The organism is Kitasatospora sp. NPDC059673, from assembly GCF_042734215.1.
Lineage (GTDB): Bacteria > Actinomycetota > Actinomycetes > Streptomycetales > Streptomycetaceae > Kitasatospora.
Genome location: NZ_JBHWEN010000024.1, coordinates 50,069 through 63,356 on the forward strand (window position 1 = coordinate 50,069; position 13,288 = coordinate 63,356).

Annotated in this window: 9 protein-coding genes; 6 read left to right on the forward strand and 3 right to left on the reverse strand. The window is 73.2% G+C overall.

Annotated features, from left to right (window positions below; genetic code table 11):
• Nucleotides 1-132: 132 nt before the first annotated feature.
• The 3 genes from ACFV18_RS25420 to ACFV18_RS25430 all read left to right on the forward strand — a co-directional run bounded on the left by ACFV18_RS25420 (nt 133) and on the right by ACFV18_RS25430 (nt 2,479).
• Nucleotides 133-762: a TetR/AcrR family transcriptional regulator gene (locus tag ACFV18_RS25420; protein WP_380486895.1), complete on the forward strand. Its 630-nt coding sequence runs from the start codon at nt 133-135 to the stop codon at nt 760-762.
• Nucleotides 763-945: 183 nt separating this feature from the next.
• Complete coding sequence (locus ACFV18_RS25425; RefSeq protein WP_380486897.1) at nt 946-1,629, forward strand: ribonuclease HII; 684 nt, start codon at nt 946-948, stop codon at nt 1,627-1,629.
• A 547-nt stretch (nt 1,630-2,176) separates the two neighbouring features.
• Nucleotides 2,177-2,479, forward strand: a complete 303-nt coding sequence (locus tag ACFV18_RS25430) for a hypothetical protein (RefSeq protein ID WP_380486899.1) — start codon at nt 2,177-2,179, stop codon at nt 2,477-2,479.
• 278 nt (nt 2,480-2,757) lie between these two features.
• Here the strand turns inward: ACFV18_RS25430 and ACFV18_RS25435 are convergent, their stop codons facing one another.
• Both ACFV18_RS25435 and ACFV18_RS25440 read right to left on the reverse strand, forming a co-directional pair.
• Nucleotides 2,758-3,453, reverse strand: coding sequence for a hypothetical protein (locus ACFV18_RS25435; RefSeq protein WP_380486980.1), 696 nt, complete (start codon nt 3,451-3,453; stop codon nt 2,758-2,760).
• Between the two features lie 307 nt (nt 3,454-3,760).
• Complete coding sequence (locus tag ACFV18_RS25440; RefSeq protein ID WP_380486901.1) at nt 3,761-5,956, reverse strand: RecQ family ATP-dependent DNA helicase; 2,196 nt, start codon at nt 5,954-5,956, stop codon at nt 3,761-3,763.
• A 207-nt stretch (nt 5,957-6,163) separates the two neighbouring features.
• Here ACFV18_RS25440 and ACFV18_RS25445 point away from each other — a divergent pair, with 207 nt between their 5' ends.
• Nucleotides 6,164-7,666 (forward strand): DUF4192 family protein, encoded by a 1,503-nt coding sequence (locus tag ACFV18_RS25445; protein WP_380486903.1) that lies wholly within the window; start codon nt 6,164-6,166, stop codon nt 7,664-7,666.
• Between the two features lie 37 nt (nt 7,667-7,703).
• Here the strand turns inward: ACFV18_RS25445 and ACFV18_RS25450 are convergent, their stop codons facing one another.
• Nucleotides 7,704-9,017, reverse strand: coding sequence for an alpha/beta fold hydrolase (locus ACFV18_RS25450; RefSeq protein WP_380486905.1), 1,314 nt, complete (start codon nt 9,015-9,017; stop codon nt 7,704-7,706).
• 897 nt (nt 9,018-9,914) lie between these two features.
• Here ACFV18_RS25450 and ACFV18_RS25455 point away from each other — a divergent pair.
• Nucleotides 9,915-12,350: a glycogen debranching N-terminal domain-containing protein gene (locus ACFV18_RS25455; protein ID WP_380486906.1), complete on the forward strand. Its 2,436-nt coding sequence runs from the start codon at nt 9,915-9,917 to the stop codon at nt 12,348-12,350.
• A gap of 147 nt (nt 12,351-12,497) precedes the next feature.
• Nucleotides 12,498-13,256, forward strand: a complete 759-nt coding sequence (locus ACFV18_RS25460; RefSeq protein ID WP_380486908.1) for an NUDIX domain-containing protein — start codon at nt 12,498-12,500, stop codon at nt 13,254-13,256.
• Nucleotides 13,257-13,288 lie beyond the last annotated feature (32 nt).

The window sequence follows — 13,288 nt, forward strand, 5'->3', positions numbered from 1 at the left end:
TGCCCCCTGCTGACTGCTGCTATCGGTTGCTGTCTCGGTAAGGTGCTCGGCGATGCCGTTAGTGAACGGTCTCGTTCACTGCGGGGGACATTAGTCGGCGCCGATAGTGAACGCAACCGTCTTTTAGGGTGGATGACGATGGATCAGCCGGACCGGCGGCAGTCGGCCGACGGCCCCGTGGAGGGAGCCCCGCTGCGCAGGCGCGGCAAGGCGCTGGAGGCCGCGATTTTCGAGGCCGCGCTCGACCAGCTCACCTCCGGCGGGTTCGCCCGGATGACGATGGAAGGCGTGGCCGGCGCCGCGCAGACCGGCAAGGCCGCGCTCTACCGGCGCTGGGCCTCCAAGGCGGACTTGGTGATGGACGCCCTGGTCGCCGTGATGCCGCCCCCCGCCGACATTCCCGACCTCGGCTCCGCGGAGGCCGAGCTGCGGCACGTCATCCAGGGCTACATCGCGGTGCTGGACTCCCGGACCGGTGCGGCCGTCCGTGCCCTGATGGGTGAACTCGACCACGAACGCGCCGAGTTCTTCAAGGGCTTCCTGCACGAGCGGGTGGTCGGGCCGACCACCGAGGGCATCCTCGGCATCCTGCGCCGCGGCGAGGCCCGGGGCGACGTCCGCCGGGGCGCGGCGGTGTCGATCGTGGCCGACGTGCTGCCGGCGATGCTGCTGTACCGCGCCAAGTTCTGGGTCGGGGCGATCGACGACGAGTTCTGCGAGGACCTGCTCGGACAGGTGCTGCTGCCGGCGATCCGGCCGTAACGCGCGCGGGGCGGGGCGGTGGCGGTGAGTGGTGGGTCCGGGGTTGGCCCGGGTCCGGCTCGGGTTCGGCGCGGGTCCGGCTCGGGCGGCCGGGCTGTCCGGGCGGCGGCGTAGGCTGAAAGCAGCCGCGAGCGTCCTCGGGCGCGGCCCCGGCTGTTGGCCTGCCCAGTGAAGGAACCCTCGATGCCGTACGACCCCCCGACCCACTCGGTCGAGCGCTCGCTGCGCCGGGCCGGAGCCCGCCTGGTGGTCGGGCTGGACGAGGTGGGCCGCGGCGCCTGGGCCGGGCCGGTCATGGTCGGTGCCGCCGTCACCGGCCTGCGCCGCCCGCCGGAAGGGCTCACCGATTCCAAGCTGCTCACCGAGCGGCGCCGGGAGGCGCTCGTCCCGATCCTGGAAGGCTGGGTGACCGCCTACGCGATCGGCGCCGCCTCGCCCCGGGAGTGCGACGACCTCGGCATGACGGCCGCGCTGCGGCTGGCCGCCGTCCGAGCCCTGGAGTCGCTGCCGGTGCAGCCCGACGCGGTGATTCTGGATGGCAAGCACGACTACCTGGGCGGCCCGTGGCGGGTCCGCACGGTGATCAAGGGTGACCAGTCGTGCGTCTGCGTCTCCGCCGCCTCGGTGCTGGCCAAGGTCCGGCGGGACGCGCTGATGGCCGAACTCGGGGTGGAGCATCCGGCGTTCGCGTTCGAGGAGAACGCCGGCTACCCCTCGCCGACCCACCGCGCCGCACTGGAGGAGTTCGGGCCCACCGAACACCATCGCCTGTCCTGGGCCTACATGGATGCCCTGCCGAAGTGGAGCCACCTCAAGCGTCAGCGGGTCCCGATCGACACCGGCGAGCAGCTCTCGCTCGGTTTCTGAGCGCCCTCGGTGTCGCAACGCGCCCTGGCGCAGTCGCACAATCCGATGGTCTGCTTCGACCGCCGGGAGCCTTCGGAGCGCCTCGGAGGCGACCATATCCGTTCGTTTCTGACGGTTCGTCAACATTCACCCACCCGTCACTCGGGCGTTGTCGTGTGCCCGCGCTCGGGCGGCGACACTTTCAAGTGGTGGGGTGCCCGTGCGCATCCGACCGGCATTTGATAGGAATCCGGGTATGCCTGTCTTCCCCGAGGAGCCGGAGATTCACGAGACGATCCCGGGCCCCGGCGTTCCCCTTCCCCACAAGTCGGACGCACCTGCCCCCCGTATGCCTTCCTCCACCGCTGTCGCCGCTCCGGTCCCGGGCCCTCGCCCCGGCCCGCCGCGTCCCGCACCGCCCCGTGCGGACCGTCCGATTCCCGGTCCGCGGCCCGCACCCCGACCCAAGCCCGGCAACGCGCCGCGCCCCGGCCGGCCTACCGTTCAACTCCTGCCCGTCGCTGCGGCCGAGGCGCTCGACCGTGCCAATGACGCCGTTGACGCGCTGTTGGAGTCCGGCCGCCGCCCCGGCGACGTGCTGGTCCTGACGGTCGGTGCCGCGCACCCCTGGCAGGAACACGAGCTGAGCTTCGGCGAGGACAGCTACTGGGCTCAACTCGCCGACGGCGGCGACGTGTTCTACGCCGACGCCGCCACGACTCGGACACTGCACCGCGACGTGGTGGTTTTGGTGGTCAACGAGAACCACGCGGAGCGGGTCGCCGCGGCGGCGGGCAAGGCGCTGGAGCGGGCCGCGAAGCTACTGGTGGTCTGCGGCGAGACGGACACCGTCGCCCCGCTGTTCGCCTGACCGCCTGGCCGCCTTTTTGTCGGCCCGTCGGTCCGCCTGACCGTCGGTCCATCGATCCATTGGTTCGTCTGGTTCGTCGTGCCGGTCCGGCTCCGCCTGCGGGCGGGGCCGGGTCGTCGGCGTTCCCTGGTTCCGCTGGGTCTCAACACGGTTGTCCTGCAACGCCGTTGGGTGCCGGGTCGGGCGAACGTGGGGCGTCGGCGGGCTTTGGTGTTGTTGCGTCGTGGCACGTCGGGTCGGCCGGTTCGGTGAGCGGGCCGCCGTGGGCGGATGACCGTTCAGCGGGCGGCGGTTCGGCGGATCGCCCGGCTGTCGCGGCCGGCCTCCAGGGCGCGGATCGCGTTCAGTGAGGTGACCGGGGCGACCGGCGGCTCCAAGGGGACCGGTGGCGCCGGCGGCGCGGATCGCTCGGAGTCGGCGCCGGACGGGATACGCGGCGGCAGTTCGGTGACGGTGTGGATCGGGCCGAGGGCCCACGACCCGGAGTGCGGGTTGCGCCCGTGCCGGCCGTCGCCGAGCGACTGCCAACCGGCAGGAGTGAGCGTCAGGTAGGAGCCGCAGCGCAGCCCGTGCAGTTCGGCGGCGGCGCGCAGCGCCCACATCCAGGCCCCGTCCTGCTCGGTCCAGTCCGGCCCGCCCTCGCGGCAGCGCAGCAGGACGGCGGTGCGGCTCGGGGATATGCGCTTCAGGTCGTGCGGGGTGACCCGGCGCAGGTGGCCGAGCAGGGCGTTGCGGTGGTCCCAGCCGTCGTTGAATTGCGGGCGGACGCCGAAGGAGGCCGACGCCACCACCCGGTGCTCGGGGTCGAGTACCGCGACCACCGTGGTGCCGGGCTGCGGGAGGTGCCGCTGGTGAAGTTCGGTAACGAACTCTCTGGGTGCGCGAAGGAGGGGTATGCCGAGGCGTTCCCACTCCTGCAGCGTGATGGCCCGACGGCCGTCGTAGTGGGAAGGACCTCGGTCGATGCCGTTGATCACGATCCTCCTTCCCGTGCCCGCGCTCCCGAAGGTGCGCGGGCGTACGCCGAAGGCCGGGTCCGACGGACCGGGCGCTGGATACCTTCCAATTCTCTGGCGAGAGCGGCCGGGCGGCAATGATGAACTGACAAACGCCGCCCGGAACCCGCCTAATTGCCGGAGATGTCCCAGCCCCGCCATGCAGCCATTCGGCTGACCACTGGGTGAGCGGGCTGTGGACGGCTGGAAACCGTCCGGTGAACGGGGCTCGGCGTCCGGGCGTGCCCGGCTGCCGGGCTTGGCGGTGAGCTCGATCGAATCGCCCTCACCCCCGGACAGCCAGGACGAGTGGGAGCACCGCGGTGGCGCCGGCCTGGCGGAGCAGATGGGCCGCGACCGTCAACGTCCAGCCGGAATCCACCAGGTCGTCGACCAGCAGGACCGGGCCGGGAGTCGCGGCCAGCGTGTCGGCCAGGCCCGGGGAGAGCGTGAGGGCTCCGAAGACCGAGCGCAGCCGCTGGGCGCTGTTGCTGCGCGGCCCGTGCGGGGGCTCCCCGGTGGCGTACGAGACGCGACCGAGGAGCGGCATCCGGCCGATCGAGGCGAGGCCACCCGCGAGGTCGGACACCAGCTGTGGTCGGGTGGAGGAATCCAGCGTGACCACACCGATCGGGCGCTCCAGCCGGGTACCGTCCGGACCTTCCGGCCCGGCCCAGCCACCCGGGCTGCGCGCCCAGTCCGCCACCACGCCGACCACGGCGTCCAGCACCTCACGCGGCAGCGGCCCGTCCGGGGAACGCTCGTCGAGCAGCGAGCGCAGTCGGCTGCCCCAGCCGATGTCGGAGAGCCGGCCGAGAGCGCGCCCCGGCTCGGCCTGCTGGGCGACGGGGATGCGGCCCCGCAGCGGGATGCCGAGGGACTCCATGCCGGTCGGCCACATTCGCCTGGTCTCGAAGGAGACACCCGGGCGGCCGAGGGCGGCGCGGGCAGCGCCCGTGGTCTCGGCCGACACCTCGGTGGAGTGCTGGGCGTGGGTGCACCGGTCGCAGCGCCCGCACGGGGCGGCCTCCGGGTCGTCGAGCTGGCGGCGCAGGAACTCCATTCGGCAGCCCTCGGTTGCGATGTAGTCCCGCATCGCCTGCTGTTCGGCCGCGCGGGCCCGGGCGACCTTGGCGTACCGCTCGCCGTCGTACCGCCACGGCTCGCCGGTGGACTCCCAGCCGCCGCGCACCCGGCGGACCGCGCCGTCCACGTCGAGCACCTTGAGCATGGTCTCCAGCCGGGAGCGGCGAAGATCGACCGAGGTTTCCAGCGCCGCTGTGGAGAGTGGGCGGCCGGCCTCGGCCAGAGCGGCGAGGGTACGGCGGACCTGCTCCTCGGGAGGGAAGCCGATCGAGGCGAAGTACCGCCAGATCGCCTCGTCCTCCCGGCCCGGGAGCAGCAGCACCTCGGCACGGTCGACGCCACGGCCGGCGCGGCCGACCTGCTGGTAGTACGCGATGGGGGAGCTCGGCGAGCCGAGGTGGACCACGAAGCCGAGATCCGGCTTGTCGAAGCCCATCCCGAGCGCGGAGGTGGCGACCAGGGCCTTGACCTGGTTGGCCAGCAGGGCTGCCTCGGCCTCGCGGCGTTCGGCGTCCTCGGTCCGGCCGGAGTAGGAGGCGACCGGGTAGCCGCGCTCGCGCAGGAACTCGGTGACCTCCTCGGTGGCGGCGACCGTCATGGTGTAGATGATGCCGGAGCCGGGCAGGTCGGCCAGGTGGTCGGCGAGCCAGGCCAGCCGGTGTGCCGGGTCGGGCATCGAGAGCACCGAGAGGCTGAGGCTCTCCCGCTCCAGCGGGCCGCGCAGCACCAGGGCCTGCGCGTCACCGACGCCGGTGCCGAGCTGCTCCGCGACATCCGCGGTGACGCGGGCGTTCGCGGTCGCCGTGGTGGCCAGCACCGGGACGCCGGGGGAGAGCTCGGCGAGCATGGTGCGCAGCCGTCGGTAGTCGGGCCGGAAGTCGTGGCCCCAGTCGGAGATGCAGTGCGCCTCGTCCACCACCAGCAGGCCGGTGGAGGCGGCCAGCTTGGGCAGAACATGATCGCGAAAGTCGGGGTTGTTGAGCCGCTCCGGGCTGACCAGCAGGACATCGACCCGGCTGTCGGCGACCTCCTGCTGGATCTCCTCCCACTCCTCCGGGTTGGCCGAGTTGATCGTCCGGGCGTGGATGCCCGCCCGGGCGGCCGATTCGACCTGATTGCGCATCAGCGCCAGCAGGGGCGAGACGATCACCGTCGGACCGGCTCCGCGCGCGCGGAGCAGCGCCGTGGCGATGAAGTAGACGGCGGACTTGCCCCAACCGGTGCGCTGCACCACCAGGGCGCGGCGACTGTCGACCACCAGGGCCTCGATGGCCTTCCACTGGTCCTCGCGCAGCGTCGTGGAGGGCCCCGCGAGGCTGTGCAGCACGGCTTCCGCGGCGGCCCGGACGGCTTCGCGGTCGGCTGGGGTGGTCGGGTGGAGTTCGCGCGTCTGCATGAGGTCATGGATACCGTGCTTCACGGACGGACCGCGAATGGCAGGCTGTGGACAACCTGGCTCTTATCGGGTGATATGCCGTCAGATCGAGCTGTTCGGGCCGGAATTGTCCGCCATTAGGGGGAGCTGATGCTGAACCCCCCGGTTTATCCACAGGGCGAGCGAAATATCCGCAGTGATGGCGGAATCGGGTCCACCCTTTCCGCCATGACCGCAGACGACCGCACCACCAAGCCCTCCCCGCGCCCCGGCCACCTCCCGGTCCGGCTGCGCGGGCCCGCCGACATGGCGGAGATGCTCCCCTACCTGCTGGGTTTCTTTCCCGACGACAGCATCGTCGCGGTGGGCCTGCAGGGCCCCGCGCTCGATCAGGGCGGGGTGATCCGGATCGACATTCCGGCGGATCCGGAATCCTGGGAGCGCACCGCCGAAGAATCCGCCCGGCTGCTGGTCGAGCTGTCCGAACAGCGCGACCGCCGCCCCGTCCAAGTCCTGCTGTACCTGTGCCGGGATCCCGCAGACGGCACGCCAGTGCCGGAGGGGCAGCAGGCCGTGCTGGAGGATCTCCGCCCGCTGGCGGCCGCCCTCACCCGGGCCTTCCAGGGCCAGCAGGTGATCGTCAAGGAGTCGCTGTGCGTCTCGGCGGGCCGCTGGTGGTCCTTTCTGTGCACCGGAGTCGACTGCTGTCCGCCGGACGGCACTCCGGTCCGTGCCGCCCACCAGCCCAGCCCGCTCGCCGCCGCGGCCACCTTCGCGGGCCTCGCCCCGCGGGGCAGCCGCAAGGCGATCGTGGCCGGCCTGGCGCCGGTGGGCCCGCCGCTCTGCGAGGTGCAGCGCCGCGCGTTGGAGGACGCCGGGCCGCCGTTCATCCGTGAGCTGGCCGGCCCCGGCGGCCGTCATTCGGCAGTCGAGCGCACCGAGGAGCTACTGGCCAGCGCGATGGCCGAGTTCCGCAACGGCGCCCGGGAGCTCGACACCAGGCGGACGGCCCGCGTCCTGATCGGCCTGCAGGACAAACTCGGCCGCGATCGCGCCGCCGAGTACGCCGAACCGCACGAACTCGCCACCGCCCAGAAGCTGTGGCGCTACCTCATCCAGCGCTGCGTCGACCCGTTCGAGCACCTTGCCGCCCCGCCGATGACGCTGCTGGCCTGGACGTCCTGGCTGGCCGGAGACCCCGCCACGGCAAGGGTCGTACTGGCCAGAGCACTGGAACTGGACCCGGACTACACACTTGCCCAACTGCTCTACGAATCGCTGAACTCCGGCATCGCCCCGGAGGCCCTGCTCCGGGTGGTCCGGAGCGAACGTGCCACCCGGCTGCGCGGGGCGGGTATCCCGCAGCATCCCGAACTCCCGCCGCCGGGCGGGGAGTCGGGGGCCAACCGTCCCGCCGGTCCCTCGCGGACACCCGCTGTCCCGCCCGGGCCCACGCCCTGTGCCGGCTCCGAATCGACGGAAGCCATCGGAGCAGGCAAGAGCGGATCCGGGCCGGACCGATCGCGCTCAGAGCCCGTGCCGGGCAAATCCGATTCCGGTGAGGACGACAGCCCAGGCGGCGGTCGGCCGACAACCTCGCCCGATGCCGCGTCAGCCGCCGTCCACCGGCCGGGCGGTGAGCACCAACCGTGCCCGCTGCGGGCCGCGGCGCCGCGAATCCCCAGGCCCCGCAGCAGGGCACCCCGACACCAGCAGTCCACCGGAGGCTGACATGCGTACGCCCAGCCCGCGCCCGCGCGGCAAGCGGCTAGACCTCGCCGCGCGCCATCCGCATCAGGCGGTCCAGCACCCGGCGGCCGCTCACCCGCACTCCATCGTGCTCCCACTCGTTGGTGATCCAGGTCCGCACACTGGCCACCGCATCCGCGGTCTCCAGCGAATGCGCCGTGTCCACGTACATGTCGTCGTGATACACCGCCGCGTACACCGGTACCTGGTTCGAAGCCAGGCGCTGCGGGTCGTACAGGTCGGGCCACTCGGTGCGCTCGGCCAGCAGCTGCGCCGTCTCGCGCAGCGGCCGCAGAGATGGGTCGGTCTCGAACATCCAGGGGTAGATCATCTCGCCGGTGAGCAGTACCGGTCCGTCCCCCGCCAGCGCCGCCGCAGCGTCGAACTCGGGAAACTCCTTGCGCACCCGCTCCGCCGACCAGTCGGTGGCCCCGCCGTCGACCGAGCGCTGCCCGTAGATCGACTCGTGCAGCACGGCGTACAGCGGCCCCTGGGCGAAGGACAACTGCGCCTGCGCCCCCGCCAGGAAAGTGTCGGAGAGCTCCGGCCCGTCCGGTCCCTCCACCCAGGCCTCCTCCAGCAGGTAGTGCAGGACGAAGGAGCCGGTGCCACTGCCCAGCATCATGCCCAGCGCCTGGAAGGCCTGGACGGTGAGGAGCCCGCCGTCCGGCAGGGTCGCAGGCTGCTCGATCAGGTGCGCCGCGATTCGCCGTACCGCCGCCACGTCCTGGGGGAAGCGCGCGTAGTGCCCGGCGTTCTTGCGGGCGACCCGCGGGTACGCGGCGCGGTAGACCTCGTCAGCCGAGCGGCGAAGCCCGGCCAGCCCGCCGGTGACGAACGCCTCGCGCAGGCCCTCCGGGGCCAGCGAGAGGTAGGTGAGGGTGCAGAAACCACCGAAACTCTGTCCCAGCAGGCTCCACCGGCCGTCCTCGCCCAACAGCTGGCGGCGGATCAGCTCGGCGTCCCGGACGATCGAGTCGGCGCGGAAGTGCGCCAGGTAGTCGGCCTGCTGCCGGGCGTCGCCGCGCCGGGCCAGGCTCTGCCGGTTGGCGGGCGTGGAGCGGCCGGTGCCGCGCTGGTCCAAGAGCAGCACCCGGTGGTCGTCGAGCGCCCGGTCCAGCCAACCGTCCCGGCCGAGCGGCCGGTTGGCCTTGCCGCCCGGTCCGCCCTGCAGGTACAGCAGCCACGGAAGCTCGTCGTGCTCGCGTCCGGCGGCCACCACCTCGCGGGCGTAGACCTTGATCGCCTCGCCGCCCGGAGCTCCGTGGTCCAGCGGCACCCGGAAGACATGATCCGTGGCGACGATCCCGGGGATGCGGCTGAGGGAGGACATGCAACTCCTAGGAGTGAGCTGGTCACAGGCTGGTTGCGGCGCAGATCACCGAGGTCACCGGTGGTTCCGTCGTCGTGCTCGCACCGTATCCTGACGGCGGACAGGAGCCGCCAGGGGGCGCCCGCCAGAGGCGGAGAACCCCGAACGGCGCCACGACACAGCGGGCGCCCCGGGTGCCGACCGCAGACCGCCGATGGACCGATGGCGCGTGGCTGCATCCGACCGGAGGTCCGCCGGACAGGCGTGACCTCGGGCAGGTGTGCGGCGTTCAACCAGCAGAACGCCGCAACCAAATCCGGCACCGCCGGGCCCGTAGCGGCCAGGGCGACCGTGTCGGGCATCGGTCACGCGTCGCTCGACCCGGCACCGCCGGGCCACGCGCGACCCTGGCGTCCGGGCCGGGGCTTCATCCCGGTCGGGGCGGAGCGCCGGCGATCCGGTCCCGCCCAGGTAAGAGCCGCGTGTTCCGGCGGCAGAGCAGCACAGTCCGCGATCGAGCACGCTCGCGGCCGGCCGAGCCCGCAGCCTTCGGCCGGCCGAGGGGAGGAGAGCCTGGTGACCGATTCAAGGCCACCCCACGCAGCATCCCAACCGCTGCCACCCGCCAACCCGGCCGCACCGGGCGGCATTTCGGCACCCACCGGAGCATCGGCTTCCCCCGTCCCCTCACACCTGGCGGGCCCGCCGAATCCCCGCCAGGCCACGCCCCCCTTCGGCACACCCGCCGGCCATGCGCCTGGGACACCCGGCGCGGCCCTGACGGTTCCCGGCGGAGCCCAGGCCCTTGGCACCCCGGCACTTGGCACCCCCGCGCATGGCACGCCGTTCGCGGGTACCGCCGCCCAGCCGTACGGAGCCCCGCTCAGCACGCCTCCGTACGGCACACCCAGCACGCCCATGCCGTTCGCGCCGGGGGCAACTCCGTCGTACGGCACGCTCACCACGCCCACCCCGTATGCGCCAGGGGCGACCCCGCCGTACGGCACCCCGACCCCGCCGTACGGCACCCCGACCCGGCCGGGTCCGGGTGTGACGGCTCCGGGGGTGGCGACACCGGGGCGCGGTGGGGCGGGCGCGTGGTCGGAGCAGGTGGCCGGTGCGGCCGCCCCAGGGGCGGCCCGCCAGTCGAGCCCGGCGGTGGTGCCACGACCGCAGCCGTCGGCGGCGCACGACATCCTGTGCGTCAACGCCCCGGGCATGGCGGCCTCCGGTCCGGACGGGCAGCTTCGAGGCCAGAGCCTGCACGGCTTCTTCCGGCACGGGGTGCGCACCCTGGCCAGGATGGAGTTGCGCCTCGGTGGCGTGGAGCCGCTGCCGCTCCAGGGCACCCTGACGTCCGTGGCGGCGGCGCGCTTCCTCGGCTCGGTCCGGGCACCGGGCGATCTCGACCCGGATCCGGCGTTGACAGTGGAGCGGCTGCGGCACGCCGACGGTGCGGAGACCGTGACGGTCCGGAACACCGGTGCCCGGCCGGCTCGCCTCCCGCTGGAGATCGCCCTGGGTACCGACCTGGGCCAGCTCACCGACATCGCGGCGGGTCGGCGCTCGGCCGACCTACCGGGCCAGGTCCAGTCCTCGGGCCTGCGCTGGGCCGGGCAGGGCCGCGCGGCCACCGTCAGCGCCCGCCCGTCGCCGCACGCGGTGCTGGCCGGTGCGGGCGTGCTCCGGTGGGACTTGGAGATCCAGCCCGGGGCCCGTTGGTCCGTGGACCTGCAGGTGGAACTGGAGGCTCCGTCGACCGGTCGTCCACCGACGGGGCGCGGCCCGGGTGTGCCGCTGCCGTGGTCCGAGCCGGAGGTCCGGGCCGACGACCGCCGCGCCGCACGCCTGGTCGGCCGCGCCCTGGACACACTGGGCGGGCTGCTGCTCGCGGACGCGGACCGTCCGACCGACCTGTACACCGCCTCGGGCGCCCCCTGGCGTTTCGGCCTCACCGCTGCGGACGCGCTCTGGGCAGCCCGGATGACGCTGCCGCTCGGCACCCGGCTCGCCGCCGGAACGCTCCGCGCGACGGCCCGCCGCCAGCACCTCGCGCCCCAGCAACCGGCAGGCGTCGCCCGCCCGGTCGAGGGTGGCACGGCTGACGGGGCATCGAGCCCGTCTGCGGTCGGCCCGGCGCAGGCCGGGAGCGCGCCGGGGGCCGGCGGCTCCGGAGGCGCTCCGGCCGCGCAGCCTGCCGCAGTTCAGGGTGCGGGCAGCCCGTCCGCCCCCGGGGCGGAGAGCGGCGTGGCGGCACAGGCGATGGACGGTGTGATTCCCGGGCCGCTGCGGCACGGCGGTCCCGAGCTGCCGGCGAGCTGCACGGCCACGGAAGCGACGCTGCTGTTCGTCACGGTGCTTGCGGAGGCCTGGCGTTGGGGCATGCCCCGGGCCGAGGTCGCCGAGCTGCTGCCGGCCGCGGAGCGTGCCCTCGGGGCGCTGCGGGCCGCGGTGGCGGAGGGGCCGGTCGGGTTCGTCACCGACCTCGGCCGCCCGGCGGAGGAACGGGCCGCGCGACCAGGTCCGGCCAGGTGCGAAGTGCAGGCGCAGGCGCATCGGGCGGCGCTCCAAGGGGCGGACTTGCTGGAGGCGTTCGGCCGCCCCGGGGCGGCCGAGTGGCGGGCCTGGGCGGCCGAGTTGAGGGAACGGTTCCGCGAGCAGTTCTGGATCGACGACCTGTCAGGTGGTCGGCCGGCAGCCGCGTTGCTGGCCCCGGACCGGCCGGTGCCGGCCCTCGCCTCCACCCTGGTCCACCTCTTCGACGTCGGGCTGGCTGCCGAGGGCGAGCTGCACGAGGGCCTGCTCGACCGGGAGCAGACCAGGTTGCTCGCCCAGCGGCTGGTAACGCCCGAACTCGACTGCGGGTGGGGCCTGCGGACGTTGAGCGCGAAGTCCCCACGGTTCAATCCGCTCGGCCACCGCAGCGGCGTGGTGCGGGTGCAGGAGACCGCGCTCGCGGTGAGCGGGCTGGTGGACGCCGGGTTCGAACGGGAGGCCGAGATCCTGCTGGAAGGCCTGCTGGAGGCGTCCGCACACTTCGAGTACCGGCTGCCGGAGATGTACGCGGGCGAGCAGAAGGTTGCCGACTGCCCACCGGTGCCGCACTCGGCTGCCTGCCGTCCCGCCGCCATGTCGGCGGCCGCTGCCGTCCACCTGGTGCTCTCGTTGGCCGGTGTCCGGCCCGACGTCCCATCAGGGCGGGTGGCGACCCGCCCGGCGAGCACCGCCCCCCTGGGGGCATTGGAACTGACCGGCCTGCGGGTGGCCGGTGAGCCGTTTTCGGTCCGGGTCAGCAGGATCGGGGTCGCGGTCGTGGAGGAGGCGCCGTCGTTCCTGCAACTGGCCGCCAGCTGACCGCCTTCAAGCGGTCCAGAAGCCGGGAGAGGCGATGGGAAGCACGCGGGAAGCACGCGGGAAGGAAGTGGGAGGGAGGCCGGAAAGGAGGCCGGAACAGGGCCGTGGTCTGTGATTATCGTCAGAGAGACGACTAAGATCGGCGACATGTCGCGTTATGACCCGTCGGCCTTCCCCCCGTTCGCAGTCACGGTTGACCTGGTGGTGCTGACGGTGCGCGACCATGAGCTGTGCGCCCTGCTGGTGAAGCGCGGTGAGGCACCGTTCCAGGGCTACTGGGCGCTGCCTGGCGGGTTCGTGCGGCCCGACGAGGGTCTGGCCGAGGCGGCGTCGAGGGAACTGGCGGAGGAGACCGGGCTGCGGGCGCAGTCCGCGCCGGGTCAAGTCCTGGCCGGGCAGAACCCGTTCGGCGCGCACCTGGAGCAACTGGCCACCTACGGTCACCCGCAGCGTGACCCCCGGATGCGGGTGGTGAGCGTCGCGTACTTGGTGCTCGCCCCGGATCTGCCCTCGCCCCGTGCGGGCGGCGATGCCAGCAGCGCCCGGTGGGCACCGGTCAGTGAGTTGTTCGGTGTCGACGGCAACGACGGCGAACTGCTGGCCTTCGACCACGGGCAGATCCTGGCGGACGGCGTGGAACGGGCCAGGTCGAAGATCGAGTACTCCTCGTTGGCAACGGCCTTCTGCCCGCCGGAGTTCACCGTCGGCGAGCTGCGCCGGGTGTACGAGGCGGTCTGGGGCGTGGTGTTGGACCCGCGGAACTTTCATCGCAAGGTCACCGGCACTCCGGGTTTCCTGCTGCCCTCCGGTGGCACGACGACCCGTCAAGGCGGGCGTCCCGCCCAGTTGTTCACGGCAGGCGGGGCGACCGTCCTCAACCCGCCGATGCTCCGCCCCGAGGCCTGACGCCCGGCCCCGGCGGGGTCGTGGTCGTCGTC